Origin of the sequence: Luteolibacter arcticus, from assembly GCF_025950235.1 — a bacterium.
In the GTDB taxonomy this organism is placed as follows: Bacteria; Verrucomicrobiota; Verrucomicrobiia; order Verrucomicrobiales; family Akkermansiaceae; genus Haloferula; species Haloferula arctica.
Genome location: NZ_JAPDDT010000007.1, coordinates 103627 through 120009 on the forward strand (window position 1 = coordinate 103627; position 16383 = coordinate 120009).

Consider the following 16383-nt stretch of genomic DNA (forward strand, 5'->3'; position numbering starts at 1 on the left):
TGGACCGGCCGGCGCATCATGAAGCGGGGAGCGGGGCTGCGAGGAGGACGCAGGCGATGCCGATCAAGCCGAGTACCCAGGTGCCGGGATCCTTGAGGGCGAAGACCACCGGGTCATCATGCATTTCCCCGCGATGGGTGATGAACCAGATGCGGGTGATCCAGTAGAAGGCGACCACGCAGATGCCCCAGAACCATTCGGGACGCTGATAGAGGGAGGTGACCTGTTCGCTGTTCGAGTAGAGCCCGAGAACGATACACGACGCCACGCCGGAGGCGACACCGAGCTGGGAGACCACCGAGAGATCGTCGGCGCGATAGCCGCGGCCTTGGATCGATCCGGCACCGGCATCGGTCACGGTTTTCAGCTCCACGAAGCGTTTCGCCGCGGCCAGCGAGACGAACAGCAGGAAGGTGAAATTGAACAGCCAGAACGACACCACTGCTTCGGAGATCAGGATGCCACCGATCACGCGGGACAGGTAGAGCATCGCGAGCAGGAAGATATCGGCGATGGCGACCTTCTTGAAATGCAGCGAGTAGGAAAGCGTGGCGACGATGTAGCCCATCAGCAGCAGGCCGAACGCCGGCGAGAGCATGAAGCCGGTACCAAGACCCGCCGCCACCATGGCGACCGAGGCGATCACGACTCGCGGGATGCTGGTTTTGCCCGAGGCGGCGAGGCGGTTCCGCTTGCGCGGATGGGCGCGGTCGTATTCGAGATCGAGCAAGTCATTCCACAGGTAAGTGCCCGAGGCGCACAGGCTCATCGAGAGGAACGCGGTCAAGAGGCCCGCGATCTGCCATCCGGCATGGTAGTGGTGACCGACCAGAAAGGGGACGGCGATGAGGAGATTCTTCGCCCACTGATGGACGCGCAGGGCCTTCACCCAATCCCGCCATGTGGTGCCCACCGGTTGGAATGAGCGATCGACCTCGAAGGTCTCTTCCAACTGCCGGATGCGCCGCGCCGAGCGATGCACGACGATCGCCTTGCGCGCGCGCCGCCACACCGCTTCATCGGCCCGCGAGTCGCCGGCGTAGTCGAATCCCTTTTCGCCGAAGCGCTCGACCAGCAGGTTGGCCTTGTTCTCACCCTTCAGGTTCAGCGTGTCGGTCGAGGCGATGACCTCGTCGAAAGGAAACACCCCGGAGACTTGCTCGACCGCGGCCTGGTGAGAGGCGGTGACCAGATAGACGGCGCGACCACTGTCCTGCTCGGACTTGAGGAAGTCCATCAAGTCCTCGCGTTGCGGGGGAGGGGTGGCGGCTTCCGGCAGCACCGCGGCGAGCCTCGACTTCAGCCGCGTCTTGCCGCCGGCCATCCACAGGGGTAGGCGCAGGGCCATCCATGGCCGGTGCCGCAGCAGCCGCAGCAGCGACTCGTGGAGGAGGTCGGACTTGATCAGTGTGCCATCGAGATCGACGCACAAGGGGATGTCGGTGGCGGCGCGGCTCATGAGGATTGTTCGGCGGCCCGGCTACGGGCGTTCTCCAGTTCTGAGAGGATCTCGGCGTTGGCCGGGTGATAGAGATGGCCCTTCTCCAGGGTTCTCAGCTCTTCATCCCGCTTGCCCGCGCCGCGCATCAGCTTGGCGGCGAGGAGCACACACTGGGGGTGGTCCCGGCGGCCGCGGTGCTGGAGCAGCACCAGCAGATGCGGGAATGCCCGGTCAAATTGGGAGGGATCGTCGCTCAGGGTGAGGACCAGTTGCTTGCGGGACCACAGCAAGGTGTCCGTGGAAGGATGGCGCGCGCCGATCGACTTCTCGAAGAGCGCCGCCGCGAGATTCCGGTCACCTCGCCGCCGGGCCACTTCGCCCAGTGCGGACTGGGCAAGTCCGAGATCGGGCATGTCCTTCTCCGCCGCGAGGGCGCTCGATTCGATGGTCTGGAGGATTTGCTCGTCCTTGGCTCCTTCGTCGTAGGCCAGGTAGTAGGCGGTCGCGGCGTGGGCGTAGAACTGGTGCGGGCGGGCGGCAGCCGTGAGAGCCATCACCTGGGCCGGGTTCTGCCAAGCGGTCAGCCAACCAGTTAGAACCGGGATCTGGGCCAGTCGCCAACCGCAGATGCATACCATGGTGGCCATGGCCGCGAGGGTTGCCGAGCGGTGTTCCGCCAACGCCGTGCCGCGGAGTCGGGTGGCGGCCATTTGGAGGATCGCTGCCAAGGAGAGGCTGAGGCCGATCGCGGGGATGGGCACGTAGTAGTCGGCAGCCGGGGTATTCCCCAAGGGCAGGAAATTCCCCGAGGGTGCCGCCGCGGTGACGAACCACGCGAGGCCGAAAAAGAACAGCGGAGCTCGCTTCCAATGGCGGATACCAAGGTAAACCAGGCCAAGGAACAAGACCCACAGGAAGGGCAGCATCGCGGCGGGAATCGAGCGGTCCCACAGATAGCTACCGAGCATCTCAAGCCGGCCGGAGGGAAGGGCCCACATCTTGATATGGGTCCACAGGAAGTAAGGGGCCGAGGCTGTCAATTGCCAGGCCGGCATCGCCGGATCGAGGCTGGGATTGGTCTGCTGGACGCCGGCAGCTCCCACCCAATGGCGGCACGCCAGCCATGCCACGATGGCGAGTGCCATCGATGCGTAGCGGATGAGCGACGGCTTGCTCCAGAGCTTTCGTCCCCGATAGACATCGACCAGCACGAGCAGGGCAGGTGTGGCGACCGCGGTCTCGTAGGAAAGCAAGCCGAAGACAAAGAACGCCGCTGCGGCCGCACCCCAGATCCGGCTGTGGCGCGATTCGTCGCGGGCGATGTCGTAGCAGGCGACGCAAAATGCCATCGAGGCGGCCGCGACATTGATGTTGAAGCAGGTGGCCCAAACGGCATTGGTCCCGCCGGTGGGCGACAGCAGCCAGATCGCGGCGGCGGCGAAAGCCGTGGCAAGGCGGCCCGATAGCCGCAAGCCCAGGGTGAAGGCTGCGCAAGCGGCGACGAAATAGGCACCCAGATTGATCCAGTGATAGCGGGTCGCTCCGCCGCCCGACTGCTCGACCAGATAGAAGAAGAGGTTCTTCACCGGCCGGAAGAAGTGGAATGCGTCGGCCTTCCAAACCTGGTGCCAGCTTTCGAACTGGCGGATGTGAGTCAGCGTGATCTGGTCGTCGAGAGCCAGCGGTGCCTTGAATACCGGCTGGAAGACGACCACGGTCACGATCCCGAGGAGCAAAAGCAGCAAGCCCACGCCCGGCGCAATTCGCCTGGAAAAAGCTGGGGCTGGGGATGGGGTGGCCATTGCTTTTGTGCCCGGGTTAAATACACATCCTTGATTTCAAGGAAATCTAAAATATCAGGCGGTCCTGCCTTGTTGAGTGGCCATAGTCCCAAAATTCTTCGATGTGACCGTTCCGGGAGAAGGGCGGGAGGTCGCTAGGATGGTTTGGTCGCCCGGGCGCGGGCTCGCTCCAGTGCGGCGAGGATCTCCGGGTTGCCCGGGTGATAGTGGAGGCCCTTTTCCAGTGCTTTGAGTTCCTCGGCGGGCTTTCCGGTCTGGCGCATCAGTTGGGCGGCGAGCAGTATGTACTGCGGGTGGTCCTTGGAGTCCCGCTGGCGGAGCAGCACCAGCAGGTTGGCGTAGGCGCGGTCGAGCTGGGTGGTGTCATCCAGCAGGGTGACGACCAGGTGGTGGCGCGACTTCAGGTGGGTATCGATGCCGCTGTGTCGTGAAACCAGGGCCCTTTCGAAGCGGTCGATGGCTTGCTGGCGTTCGCCCCGGCACCGGGCCGCCTCGCCCAAGGCGGCATGGATGATGCCTAGGTCGGGCATGTCTTTCTCCGCCTGGCCGGCGCTGGACTCGATGACGTTGAGGATCTCCTCGCTCTTCTCATTGTCACTGAAGGCGATGTCGTAGGCCATCACCGCTTGGGCGAGGTATTGATGCGGGCGCGCGGTGGCGGTGCGGGCCATGACCCGTGGCGGTATCTCCCATGCCACCAGCCAATCGGTGAGGACCGGGAGTTGGGCGAGCCGCCAACCAGCGATGCCCAGGAAGGTGGCGACCGCGGCTGCCATGGCGGGCCGGCTGAGGCCGGGCTCCCGCAGGCGCTGGAAAGCGGCCCGCAGGATGGCCGCCACCATGATGCAGAGGCCGATCGATGGGATCGGCACATAGTAATCGGCGTAGGGGGTGTTCTTGAGCGGCACGAAATTCCCCGACGGCATGGCCGCGATGAGGAACCATGCGGCACCGAAAACCAAAAGCGGCGCCCGTTTCCACAGGCGCACGCCGAGAAAGATCGCGGCGAGCAGGAGGATCCAACAGAACGGCAGGATCGCTGCAGGAACGGAGCGGTCCCACAAGTAGCTGCCGAAGGTCTCCAGCCGGTTGGCGGGGGCAGCCCACATCAGGAAATGGGTCCAGAGAAAGTAGGGGGCCGAGGCGGTCGCTTGCCAATAAGGCATGTCCGGCGCGAAGCTCGGATTCTGGGCACGCACGCCGGGAACCCCGCTCAGTTGCCGGCACACCAGCCATGCCAGGACGATTCCCGCGATGCCCGCATAGATCCGCAACGACTGCTTGCTGAGGACCTTGCGGCCTCGAAAGGCATCCACCAGCACCAGCAGCGGGGCAGTGGCGATCGCGGTTTCGTACGAAAGGAGCCCGAGCAGCAGGAAAAAGGCGGCGGCCCCACCCGGCAGCGCCGGATGGCGGCTGGAGCCGCTGCGCATGATGTCGTAGGCGATCGCGCAGAAGGCCATCGAGGCGGCCGCCATGTTGATGTTGAAGCAGCTCGCCCAGACGGCGACGGTGCCGCCGGTCGGCGAGAGCGCCCAGATCGCGCCCGCGGCAAACGAAGCGAGGGCATTTCCCGAAAGCCGCAAGGTCAGGCCGAAGACCCCGCAGGCCGCCAGGTAGTAAGCGGCCAGGTTCACCCAGTGGTAGCGCGTTGCCCCACCTCCCGCTTGCTCGACGAGGTAGAAGAAGAGGTTCTTCACCGGGCGGAAGAAAAGGAAGGCATCCGGACCCCAGACCTGCTGCCAGCCGGTGAACGCGCGGACCTGCGAGATCGAGGTGCTGTCGTCGTACGCCAGCGGCGATTTGAAGACCTGCTGGAAGGCCACCAAGATCACGGCCGCGAGCAATACCACAGGCAGGCCCACGCGCAGCGTCGGCCGGTCAAACGCGGGTCGAGGAGGGTGAACCATCGCTGAGTGCCTGCTTAAATACACGTCCTTGATTTCAAGGAAATCCTAAATATCCCCGGTTAGGTGGACCTCCCGACCCCCCCTCCAACATTTACCCGGTTTTTCCGCGTGACCGCCGGGGGGGGCGCTGTCACAACCCCCGCACTGAGCGCATGGGAGCAACAAAGCTGACCTACCAGCAGGCCGGGGTGGACACGCGACGAGCGGCCGCCCTGGTGGGTGACATCAAAAGCCACGTGGCCCGCACGCAGCAGAACCGTAAGCTTCTCGGAGCATTCGGTCTCTTCGCTGCCTGTTACGATCTCAGCTCTTATAAAGAGCCAGTGATTGTGACCGGTTGCGATGGTGTGGGCACCAAACTGGAGCTCCTGCTGGAGCACGATCTCCTGGAGATCGCCGGCAAGGACCTGGTGGCGATGAGTGTGAACGACATCCTCACCACCGGTGGCGATCCGTTGCTGTTCCTCGACTACATCGGCATCGCCGCGCTCGATGAAGACAAGATCACCCGCCTGATCTCCGGGATGTGCGACTACCTCGCCTCCTGCGATTGCATCCTCGCGGGCGGCGAGACGGCCGAAATGCCGGGCATCGTCCCCGTGGACGTGATCGAGCTCTCCGGCTTCTGCATCGGCTGCGCGGAGAAGCCCGAGCTGATCGATCCCTCTACTCTTAAAGTCGGTGACGTTCTCGTCGGCTACGCGTCCGACAGCATCCACGCCAATGGCTGGAGCCTTGTCCGCCGCGTGCTGAAGGAGCATCCCGGCTGCGTGAGCGAAGAGGAACTCATTGGTTTCCTCGAGCCGACCCGACTTTACCACGACGTCGTCCGCGGCATCCGCGAGGCGGGCGTGAAGCCCAAAGCCTACGCCCACATCACCGGTGGCGGCCTGCCGGAGAACCTGGAACGCCTGTTCCGTGGCTTCGGCGCCGACTTGGAGATTCCGAAGTGGGAGCTGGCAGGCATCGACAAGCTGCTGGCCCACGTCGATTCCGAGGACCGCTTCCACACCTTCAACATGGGTATCGGCTGGGTGGCCATCGTTTCACCCGACGAAGCCGAAAAGATTCTTTCTGCCGGCCCGGGAGGAACAATCCTCGGTACCCTAGTTGACACCGAGGGTGTTCGGGTGAAAGTCCGCGGCGAGTGAGCACCGAAGCGATTCACAACCGCGAATGACGCCAATGGACGCCAATGGACGCGAATTGATTCTAAAGGATATCCCGAGGCTGCCGATTGGCCTCATCATCGATTTCAAGCATCGGATATTCGGGTGAGACCCAGTCATTCTCACCCGTTGATCGAGTTCATTTCCCTGGCGTCCAGTGGCGTCCGTTCACGGTTTTCTTCCCCGGTCTCCGGTTTTCTTCTCCAGTCTCCATGAGCGACTCCCTGAAGCACGAATGCGGAATCGCCGCCGTCCGGCTCCGCAAACCGCTGGCCTATTATTACGACCGCTATGGAACCACCCTTTGGGGGTTCCAGAAGCTTTTCCTGCTGATGGAGAAGCAGCACAACCGCGGCCAGGACGGGGTCGGCATTGGTTGCGCGAAGCTGGATATGCCACTGGGGCAGCCGTATATTTTCCGCCGCCGCGACAGCGAGCGTGATGGATTGTCGAACATCTTCCGCAAGGAGATGAAGACCTTCAATAAGATGGTCCGCAAGGGACTCATCGATCCGAAGCGTCCCGACACGATCAAGACGAACTACGATTTCAGCGGCGAGGTTCTCATCGGGCACCTCCGTTATGGCACCTCCGGCGAGTTCGACGAAGGGTCCTGCCATCCTTACCTGCGCCGGAGCAACTGGCCGACGCGCACGCTCATGGTCATGGGCAATTTCAACATGACCAATGCGGCGGCGCTGAACCAGGTGCTTGTCGATCGCGGCCAGCATCCGGTCTTCGGCACCGACACGCAGACGGTGCTCGAGGAGATCGGCTTCCATCTCGATGAAGCGCACACCGACCTCTACCGCAAGCTGCGCGACGAAGGTGTGGATGGCCGCGAGATGCCGGAGAGGATTTCTTCCGATCTCGATCTCGCGCGCATCGTCGGTGAATCCGCGCAGTCATGGGACGGCGGCTATTCGATCTGCGGTGTGGTCGGCAATGGCGACATGTTCGTGATGCGCGATCCGCGCGGCATCCGGCCCTGCCACATGCTGGTCACCGAGGATGTCATCGCCTTCGCTTCCGAGCGGGTGCCGCTGATGACGGTTTTCGAAGCGGATGCCTCGCAGGTGAAGGCGGTCGATCCGGGTTGCGTGGTCACGATCAAGGCGGACGGCTCTTTCACCGACACGCCGTTTTCCCCGCCGCAGCGTTTCTCACCTTGCTCGTTTGAGAAGATCTACTTCTCGCGCGGCAATGACCCGCAGATCTACCGCGAGCGCAAGGCGATGGGTGCCGCGCTGGTCTCGCAGGTGGTGAAGGCGATCGACAGCACCTTCGACAAGGCGGTCTTTTCCTTCATCCCGAACACCGCGGAGACCGCCTACTACGGCCTGATGGATGGCCTTCGTCTGTATCGCCGCCAGGAAGTCCGTTCCTCCATCCTCGAGGCTCAGGCGAATGGCGAGCTGACTCCGGAGCTGTTGGACGATCTCATTCTCCGCAATTGGCCGCGTGGCGAGAAGATCGCCCACAAGGACATCAAGATGCGGACCTTCATCGCGCAGGAGAAGGGTCGCGATCAATTGGTGTCCCACGTTTACGACATCACCTATGGGGTGGTGCGTTCCGACGATGCGCTGGTGGCGCTGGATGACTCGATCGTTCGCGGCACCACGCTGAAGAAGTCGATTCTCAAGATTCTGGCGCGGACCAAGCCGCGGAAGATCGTGGTGTGCTCGACCGCACCGCAGATCCGCTACCCCGATTGCTACGGGATCGACATGTCGGAACTCGGCAAGTTCATCGCCTTCCAGGCTACGATCGCGCTTCACCGGCGCGCGGGCCGCCAGTCGTTGCTCGACCGCATCTACGAGGAATGCCGTAGCGAGCTGCAGAAGCCGGTGGGTGAAATGGTCAACCGCGTGAAGGGCGTCTATGAGGCCTTCACCGACGACGAGGTCTCGGCGGAAATCAGCCGCATGGTCTCGCCGGAGGATATCGACTGCGACGTGCAGGTGATCTTCCAGACGATCGAAAACCTCCGCGCTTCCGTGAAGGGTCCGTGCGGTGATTGGTACTTCACCGGCGACTATCCGACGGCCGGTGGATACGCGATGGTCAACTCGGCGTATGTGAATTGGTACGATGGGGTGGGTGGGCGCAGCTACGGTTTGCCGTTCTGAGGTGTCCTTCGAACTGTAGGCGTGCTGGTGACAGCGCGGAATGGGATGAGCGTGCCTGCATTCACCAGAGTGTTGGAGCACCTCGGGTCGCGGCTTTGGCGATCCCGGAGGGATCCCAGCGAGTAGCCGGTGGTCGCAGCCGCGTAGCGGCGAAGACCACCGGACCCAAAGGAATGCGAAAGGAATCCCGGAGGGGATTCCAGCCGGGCCGGAAGCACCCCGCGGTTTCTAACAATTCCACCCGGTCGGAACGAGAGCCGGGATAGCAGCCGTCTCCGTTATTCATGCCCGGCTTGAACCCCATCCGGGGTTCCTGTCATGTCGCCTTCTAACCGGGGGTGTCGCTCGTGCCTCGCTCGACCCCCGGCTACTCGCTTCTTCCCCTCCGGGGAAGAAGGCCGCCGGATTTGTTGTGGTCGGGTTTTGAGGCAGGCCGGTGACACCAAGGAATGGTCCCTCACGGCGCGCATTCCCATGAATGCGTCTCCGGGAACCGGCTCCAAGGTGGATTTCGGGCTGCCGCCTTAGATTCACGGATTTCCGTAAAGCCTTGATTCTCCGAGCATCGCCTTACCCGGATCACCTATTTTTAAAAGATTTCCACCTTTTTTGGAAATCAGGGTCCCAGAGTGCGATTGGGATAGTATGACGAGCTTCTTCCACCTCCAAACCTCCTCGACCGGATCGCAAGTTCCGGGGGGTGCTTTCGGGACGGGCGGGGAACAAGGACTGGAGAAACTCGTGGCACCGTTTCGGGGCGCAAGCCCCGCGGTGCCGACCTCTTTCCAAAAAACACCGGCCCGCCTTTCGGGGGGAACGGTGGCCACAAGCAGACGACGGATCGCGAACGGTGCCGGGGGGCTCGTTTCGCGGATGTCCAAGCCGGCCACCGTCTGTGAGGCGATCGGTGCCAGGGGAACGACACCTGCCCGTCGGGGGACAGGCAAGGTGTCGGCCCCACGGTTTTTCAGACTCTGGTTACCGTAGTATTCAAGCGCGCCCGGGGCCGGGTGGTCCCGGCGCGCTGAAATTTTCCACGATTACACACACACGGAGAGGCTGGGACGGAACGATCCGGGGGGATCGGGGGCCGTTCCGGCTTTTCTGTTTTTGTGGGGGTGGATCGAGTTCTGGATGCGCCGTAGCCCGCCGCGCCCAGCAACTGCCAAGAATGCGGCGCTCCTCCGGGTCTCCAACTTATCGTTTCAGCAGTCCGGATGTCCGACCGCTGGGGAGGGTGACGCGGTGGCACCTAGCATCTCCCCGTGGATCTGCGCGTCGACGGGACGTCGACGCCCCTTATTTCCGGAAGAACTCCAGCGTTGTTGCCAGGGACTGGTCGAGCGAGTGCTGCGGCTGCCAGCCGGAACCGCGGAGCTTGTCGGCGCTGGAGCGCGAGTGCTTCACGTCGCCGGCGCGTTCGGGGCCGTGGAGGACTTGGGATGATGAACCGGCTGCCGCGAGGATCTTCGAGGCGAGATCGTTGATCGTCATCTGGCCGCCGTAGCCGGCATTGAAGACGCCGGTCACGCCGGGAGTTTCGACGGCGAATGACAGCGCGCCGACGATGTCCTTCACGTAGATGAAGTCGCGGGTTTGCTCGCCGTCGCCATGGACGGTGATGTCTTCGCCTTTGATTGCCTTCTCGATGAAGATGGGTACGGCTGCGGCGTAGGCACCCTTGGGATCCTGACGCGGGCCGAAGACGTTGAAGAAACGGATCGCTGCCGTTTCGAGGCCGCGCTCGCGGTTGAAGAGGTCGAGGTAGTACTCACCATCGAGCTTGGTGACGGCGTACGGGCTCTTCGGCTCGGGCAGCATCGTCTCAAGCTTCGGCACCGTCGGGTTGTCGCCGTAGATCGCGGCGGAGGAAGCGAAGACGAGCTTCTTCACGCCCGCTGCGGCGGAGGCTTCGAGGACATTGAGGAGACCGTGGACATTGATGTCCACGCACTCGGCGGGCTTCGCCATCGACTCCGGCACGCTGACGAGAGCGGCGAGATGGAAGACGTAGTCGACGCCTTCGACTGCTTTCGCCACGACCTCGCGATCGGTGATCGAACCTTCGATGAAGACGTGCTTCAGTCCATCGAGATTCTTGCGGTAGCCGGTGCGGAGGTTGTCGAGCACGCGGATCTCATCCGCCCTGTCCTGATAGTGCTCGACGATGTGAGAGCCGATGAAGCCGGAGCCTCCGGTGACGAGGATTTTCATAAGGGAGACAGAAGACGGGAAGACGACAGATGGAAGACTTGAGGACGAACGAGAAGACCCTTTCGAGTCTTCTGTCTGTCGTCTTGGGGCCTTCTGTCTGGCTGATTAGGCAGCGGCCACGATCTTGTCGCTGCCGGCGGCGACTTGCACCATTTCTTCCATACGCTCGAGATTTTCCTCGATCGCCTTCACCATCGCGAACTGCGAGCGGCAGCGGTCGAGGTTGTGGCCGGGGCGCTTGGTCTTGAAGTAGGTGTCGCCCTGCAGGTAGTCGGTGAGGAAGCGGATGCCGCACTCGAGCGTGAGCAGCTTGCCGGAGAAGGCGAGGTGATCGATTTCGGCGCGGTTGAGGAAGGAGGCGGCGCTATCGACGTAGCCTCGGACCAGCGCATCGAAGCGATCGAGGCGGATATTGATCAGCGAGAGGTCGGTCTCATCCTCGCGGGTGGTCGGCGTGGCGGTACGGACCATGTCGCCGAAGTCATAGAGCACCGAGCCGGGCATGGTGGTGTCGAGGTCGATCACGCACACGCCTTCCGAGGTCACATCGTCGAGCAGGACGTTGTTGAGCTTGGTATCGTTGTGAGTGACGCGCTCGGGGATCACACCTGCAGCGATCAGGTCGGTGACCTTGCGGCAGTCGGTGGCACGGGACAGCGCGAACTCGATCTCCGGTTGGCAATTGCGCGCGCGGCCGAAGCTGTCGCTGGCGATCGCTTCCTGAAGTGCCTGGAGGCGCTTCGGCGTGTGGTGGAAATTCGGAATGGTCTCGTTCAGGCGGTTGCCGCCAAGGTCGGCCGCGAGCTTCTGGAACTCGCCGAAAGACTTGGCCGCTTGCTCCGCCTGGAGGTTGGTACGGATTTCATCGTAGCCGCGGGCGCGCTCGATGAATGGGTAGGTGCGCCAGAAGTTGCCCTCGCGATCGATCACGTAGGGCTTGCCGTCCAAGCCGGGCAGCACGGTGAGCGTGCGACGGCGGGCTTCCGGGTGATCCTGGTCGAGAAGACGGGCGAGCGAGTGAGCGGTGACGCGCTCGATATTCTCCATCAGGCTCGCCGGATCCTTGAAAATGTGATGGTTGATCCGCTGGTGGATGTAGCGAATGCGGATGCCGGCTTGGTCGTACCACGCGCAGTACGTGTCGTTGATGTGCCCCGAGCCATAAGGCTGGGCATCCACGAAGTCGGCTCTCATATCGAAGAGGCCGGCAATTTGTCGGACATCATGCATGCCAAGGGGGTAGGTGTGAAAGATCATACATTCCAGAAAAAAATGACTTTTGCGATTCTGGAAATGCGCTTCGTTACTGGGATTTTGCGAAGGGGATGAGTCTTGATGTCGCTGGAATTTAGCCGGAGAAAGCGGGGGATTTGGGTTGATCCGGGGCGGGGGCGGCGGGGAGTTTGGTTCATGTTCGTGCCGGGCTTCCGCGAGTTGGTGAAAGAGGGATGGGTGAAGATCCTCGATGAGCTAAAGATTTCCGGCGGTCTGCCGGTGCCCGAGCTGAGCCGGCGGCTGGGCGGGAGCTACATGGGCATGAAGGACCAGTGCGACCGGCTGGTGAAGCTGGGCTATCTGGAGCGCTGGCGGCTGCCGCGGCAGGAGGTGGGGCGGCCGGAAATCATGTACCGGCTGGCCCCGAAGGCGGAGGCGATCTTTCCCCAGGCCGGCGTTTCGCTGTCGCTGGAATTGCTGGATGCGGCGCGGGCGCTGTTTGGCGCCGCCGCGCCGGAGCGGCTGCTGATGCAGTATTTCAGCCAGCTCCGCGAGCGCTGGCGGCCGAAGCTGACCAAGGCGAAGTCGCTGGTCGAGCGGGCGACCCTGCTGTCCGGGCTGCGCGAGAAGGAGGGCTGCTTCGGGCGCTGCAAGTATGATCCCGCGCGGGGTTTCCGAATTGAGGAATACCACCATCCGCTGCAGACCGTCTTCCAATCGTATCCGGGGGCGGTCACCCTGGAGGTCCGGATGATGGAGGAGCTTCTCGGCGCCCGCATCGTGCGGAAGGAGGTGCCCGGGGGGCGTGGCGGTCCGGCGCGGATCGATTACGAGGTGGCGACGCTCGGCGTGCGGGAGGGGGTTTAAAGCGGCGCTTTGATTTAATTGCGAGGCGGTTGAATAGTCCTCGACCGTCTTCGGTCAAATGCCCGCTATCCCCATCTACCGATGAAACCCCGCCGCCTGATTTGGGCATCGTCTGCCCTGTGCCTCCTGATCGCTTCCTGCGACAAAACGAAATCCACGTCTGCCGCCGCCTCCGGTGGCAGCGATGCTACTGCCGATGCCCTCGCCGCGGAACGCGCCGCCCTGGAGGATGAGCGCATGGCGCTCGAACGACAGCGCCTCGAAGACGAGCGCCTGGCGTTGGATGCGGAGAAGGCCGCGCTCGAGGCCGAGCGGGAAGCCCGCCTCGCCGATCGCGAGCAAGACGTCGAGCAGCGCGACCTTTCCCTTGAGGAAAGACAACAGGCATTGGCGGACCGTGAGCTGGATCTCCGTGATCGCGAAGGGGAGCTCGCCGATCGCGAGGCAGGTCTCAGCGACCGCGAGCTGGAACTTGCCGGCCAGGAGTCGCTCGATGATTGGGAGCCAGAGCCCATCGAGGATTATCAAGAGCCGGTCGCCGACTACGGAACCTTTTACGATGACCTGCAGCCCTACGGCTCGTGGTTCGAAACGCCGGACTACGGTTACGTGTACCAGCCGAGCATCGTGGTGCAGGACAATTCATGGCGGCCATACACGCGCGGGCGTTGGGCATGCACGAATCGCGGCTGGGCATGGGTGTCGGATGAGCCTTTCGGCTGGGCATGTTTCCACTATGGTCGCTGGACCTTGCTCGGCGGCAAGGGATGGGTGTGGGTGCCCGGCGACGAGTGGGCGCCATCGTGGGTCTCCTGGCGTGAAGGCGACGACTGCGTCGGCTGGGCACCGCTGCCGCCGGAGACGCTGTGCTATCGCGGCCGCGGCTGGGACCGCAATGTTGAGAAGGACTTCGGCATCGGGCATGGATGCTTCACCTTCGTCCACTGCCGGAACATGGCGGACCCGATCTGGCGTCATTGCCTGCCGGTCGGGCAGAACAACATCTTCATCAAGAAGACGGTCAACATCACCAACATCCACATGGATCGTGATCGCGTGGTCAGTGGTGGACCGCGCTTTGAAAAGCTGCGCGCGATGGTCGGCAAGCCATGGCGGGTCTATCAGCTCGATACCGATCGCTTCCAAGGCCTGCGAGATCTTGCCCATCGCAAGAGCGAACTCCGCGGCAATCGTCTCTCGGTTTTCGCGCCGAGCATGAACACGCGCTGGAATGCCGAGCTCAAGCCCCAGCGTGTGGCTGGCAAGTGGGATGACGTGAAAACCGTCCGTGCTGAAAGTGGCATCAAGCCGGAGTGGACCGAGCGCTTCCGTGAGTCGCGGCAGAAGCAGAAGGAGCAAGCGGTGGCGTGGAAGCGAGACCATTCCGCAGGCGAGGACGTGAAGAAGCAGCTCGAAGTCAACCGCGAGAAAGTGGCCGAAGCTCAGAAGACCTATCAAGCGAAGCAGCGCGAACTCGTCGAAGCCCGTCGCGAGAAGCAGATGGAGAAGCAGATGGAGAAGCAGATGGAGAAGCAGATGGAGAAGCAGGAACAACTGGCTGAGAAGCGCGGGCAGCAAGCCAAGACCAAACCCACGCCGGGAAGCGTGGCCGGACAGCCGGCGACTCCTGACAAGGGGGCTCAAGGAGAAGCCGCCGATCGCAAGCCGTCGCTTGCCGAACGTCAGCGCGAATTGGCAGAGCGCATGCGCGAGTCGCGCAATCGTGGCCAAGCCGAACCTCAAGCGGAGACGCCGGCGGATCGCACCTCGCGTCCGGGTAATCCATCGGCCGGTGAAACCGCGGACAACCGTCGTCCACGCCAGCCTCGCACGGAGACCCCACGTGCGACTCCCGCGGAGCCGACGACGCGGCCGGCCCAACCCCAGCTTCCGGAGGGGATGGTGCCGCGAGGTGAAGCGAACGAGGGCGGGGTCGCACAACGTGAAAACCGTCGTCCGACGCCACAGCCAGTCGTGCCGGGACGTGCAGGAAATGATGGTGCGGTCGCGCAGGATGAAACCCGTCGCCAGCAGCTTCAGGAAGCGCGGGCTCAGCAGCAGGAACCGATGCGCCAGCGTCAGGAGGAAGCCCGCCAGCGCCAGGAGGAGTCCCGGCAAACGCAAGATCGTTCGCGCGCCGAAGCAGAAGAAGGCGGTCGCCGTGAACTGGTGGAGCAAGCACGCCGCGAGCAGCAGGAAGCTGCTCGCCAGAAAGCCGATCAAGCGCGTCAGCAACAAGAAGCGGGCCAACGCCAGATGGAGGAAAGCCGTCAACGCCAGCAGGAAGAAGCGCGTGCGAGCCAGGAGCAGTCGCGCCGTCAGGCCGAAGACAATCAACGCCGCCAGCAACAGGAGGAGATGCAGAAGCAGCAGCAGGAGACTGCCCGCCAGCAACAAGAAGAGCGTGCGCGTGCGCAGCAGGAGGAACGCGCACGTCAACAAGAGCAGCAACGTGCGCAGCAGGAGGAGCGCATGCGTGAACAACAGGAGCGTGCGCGCCAGCAAGAAGAAGCACGCGCACGCCAGCAGGAAGAGATGCAGCGTCGCCAGGAGGAAGCGCGTCGCGAAGCCGATGAGCGTTCCCGCCAACAGCAGGAGGAGCGAGCCCGTCAGCAAGAGGAGTCGCGTCGCCAACAAGAAGAACGCCAGAAGGAACAGCAGGAGCCCTCACGCCAGGAACAAGACGAGCGCAACCGCAAGCAGCAGGAAGAAGGACAGCGCACGCGCGGCGGACGTTGATCAAAGCGGAGGTGAAGGCGTCAGAACGGCGCCTTCACCAGCGTGGCCAGCAGCTCTTCCATGAGCTCGGCATCTTCTGTTTCGCCGCGGACTGACCATGAAGTCGCAAGTTCTTCCACGACCCGGACCAACAATTCACCGGGAGTGGCGGGACGTGCGACCATCGCGCGGACTTCACGCGGATAACGCCGGATGCGATGCGCGAGATCTTCACTAGTGATCGTGCGGCCTTTCATCGCGGGCTCGGTGAGCACGACTTGTCCCTCGTCATGAAAGCGGCACAAGAACGATTGGGGGAGGCTGACTCCCTCGACATCGATATCCAGCCGGTGGGCGACGAATAGAAATACGAGTCCCAGGCCGAATGCGTTAGACGGATTTCCCGCAAGCACATGGCCAAGGTCGTAATTGTCCGGCTCGTCTTCCTCGCGGAAATTCGCCTTGAAGCGGCCGCTTTCAAATAGCGCCCTGTTCAAGCCGGCAGCTCCTTCCTGAGTGCCGATGTCCTCAAGCTCTTCCGCCAGTAAATCGAGCGCATCTCCCAACGGTTGTCTCAGGGTGACACCGTCGTGCAGATAGTCGGAAAGGGAACGCAGCAGTGCTTCAAATTGATCCCAGTCATCGAGCACTGCTCCAGCGCCACCGGCGGGAACAACCCATTCGCGGCGGAGGCGTTCGCGTCGTGCGGGAAGCAACATCAGCGAGAGCAATTCCTGCTCCGGCTCGCCGAGCACGATCTGGAGTCCGCCGAGCAACTCGCTGACATCGCCATCGTAGGCGGAGAGGGCGGCTTCCACGGACGCCCGCACTGGGGGGGAGTCGTCGTCGAGCAGCCTCAGTAGCAGGGCGAGGCGCTCCGGTGAAGTATCGGGAGCAGCGGTCACAGAAGAAAGG

The 16383-nt window shown here is 63.0% G+C and carries 10 protein-coding genes; 4 read left to right on the forward strand and 6 right to left on the reverse strand.

Going from position 1 to position 16383, the window contains the following annotated elements; genetic code table 11:
* Positions 1–16: 16 nt before the first annotated feature.
* The 3 genes from OKA05_RS16450 to OKA05_RS16460 form a co-directional block, all read right to left on the reverse strand.
* Positions 17–1459 carry a UbiA family prenyltransferase gene (locus OKA05_RS16450; protein WP_264488266.1) on the reverse strand — a complete coding sequence of 481 codons (1443 nt, stop codon included), beginning with the start codon at positions 1457–1459 and terminating at the stop codon, positions 17–19.
* A complete protein-coding gene (locus OKA05_RS16455) occupies positions 1456–3192 on the reverse strand; it encodes a hypothetical protein (RefSeq protein WP_264488267.1) in 1737 nt (578 codons plus the stop codon). Before OKA05_RS16455 ends, OKA05_RS16450 begins: the two co-directional genes overlap by 4 nt.
* A 185-nt stretch (positions 3193–3377) precedes the next feature.
* A complete protein-coding gene (locus OKA05_RS16460; protein ID WP_264488268.1) occupies positions 3378–5153 on the reverse strand; it encodes a tetratricopeptide repeat protein in 1776 nt (591 codons plus the stop codon).
* 152 nt (positions 5154–5305) lie between these two features.
* Between OKA05_RS16460 and purM the strand changes: the two genes are divergently transcribed.
* Positions 5306–6304, forward strand: a complete 999-nt coding sequence (purM, locus tag OKA05_RS16465) for a phosphoribosylformylglycinamidine cyclo-ligase (RefSeq protein ID WP_264488269.1) — start codon at positions 5306–5308, stop codon at positions 6302–6304.
* Between the two features lie 230 nt (positions 6305–6534).
* Positions 6535–8454 carry an amidophosphoribosyltransferase gene (locus OKA05_RS16470; RefSeq protein ID WP_264488270.1) on the forward strand — a complete coding sequence of 640 codons (1920 nt, stop codon included), beginning with the start codon at positions 6535–6537 and terminating at the stop codon, positions 8452–8454.
* A 1299-nt stretch (positions 8455–9753) separates the two neighbouring features.
* On the opposite strand, the gene OKA05_RS16475 is transcribed toward OKA05_RS16470, so the two are convergent.
* Positions 9754–10668 carry an NAD-dependent epimerase/dehydratase family protein gene (locus OKA05_RS16475; protein WP_264488271.1) on the reverse strand — a complete coding sequence of 305 codons (915 nt, stop codon included), beginning with the start codon at positions 10666–10668 and terminating at the stop codon, positions 9754–9756.
* Positions 10669–10773: 105 nt separating this feature from the next.
* Positions 10774–11862: a phosphotransferase enzyme family protein gene (locus OKA05_RS16480; protein WP_264488272.1), complete on the reverse strand. Its 1089-nt coding sequence runs from the start codon at positions 11860–11862 to the stop codon at positions 10774–10776.
* Positions 11863–12084: 222 nt separating this feature from the next.
* Between OKA05_RS16480 and OKA05_RS16485 the strand changes: the two genes are divergently transcribed.
* Positions 12085–12750, forward strand: coding sequence for a helix-turn-helix transcriptional regulator (locus tag OKA05_RS16485; protein WP_264488273.1), 666 nt, complete (start codon positions 12085–12087; stop codon positions 12748–12750).
* 81 nt (positions 12751–12831) lie between these two features.
* The gene (locus OKA05_RS16490) at positions 12832–15489 is read left to right on the forward strand and encodes a DUF6600 domain-containing protein (RefSeq protein ID WP_264488274.1); all 2658 of its coding nucleotides are present in this window, start codon (positions 12832–12834) and stop codon (positions 15487–15489) included.
* 20 nt (positions 15490–15509) lie between these two features.
* Here OKA05_RS16490 and OKA05_RS16495 read toward each other — a convergent pair whose 3' ends face one another.
* The gene (locus tag OKA05_RS16495; protein ID WP_264488275.1) at positions 15510–16373 is read right to left on the reverse strand and encodes a transglutaminase family protein; all 864 of its coding nucleotides are present in this window, start codon (positions 16371–16373) and stop codon (positions 15510–15512) included.
* Positions 16374–16383: the final 10 nt, after the last annotated feature.

Excerpts from the sequence above, each read along its gene's own strand:
- OKA05_RS16450 (WP_264488266.1), bottom strand. The coding sequence starts at position 1,459 with ATGAGCCGCGCCGCCACCGACATCCCCTTGTGCGTCGATCTCGATGGC.
- OKA05_RS16460 (WP_264488268.1), bottom strand. The coding sequence starts at position 5,153 with ATGGTTCACCCTCCTCGACCCGCGTTTGACCGGCCGACGCTGCGCGTG.
- purM (WP_264488269.1), top strand. The coding sequence starts at position 5,306 with ATGGGAGCAACAAAGCTGACCTACCAGCAGGCCGGGGTGGACACGCGA.
- OKA05_RS16470 (WP_264488270.1), top strand. The coding sequence starts at position 6,535 with ATGAGCGACTCCCTGAAGCACGAATGCGGAATCGCCGCCGTCCGGCTC.
- OKA05_RS16475 (WP_264488271.1), bottom strand. The coding sequence starts at position 10,668 with ATGAAAATCCTCGTCACCGGAGGCTCCGGCTTCATCGGCTCTCACATC.
- OKA05_RS16480 (WP_264488272.1), bottom strand. The coding sequence starts at position 11,862 with ATGAGAGCCGACTTCGTGGATGCCCAGCCTTATGGCTCGGGGCACATC.
- OKA05_RS16490 (WP_264488274.1), top strand. The coding sequence starts at position 12,832 with ATGAAACCCCGCCGCCTGATTTGGGCATCGTCTGCCCTGTGCCTCCTG.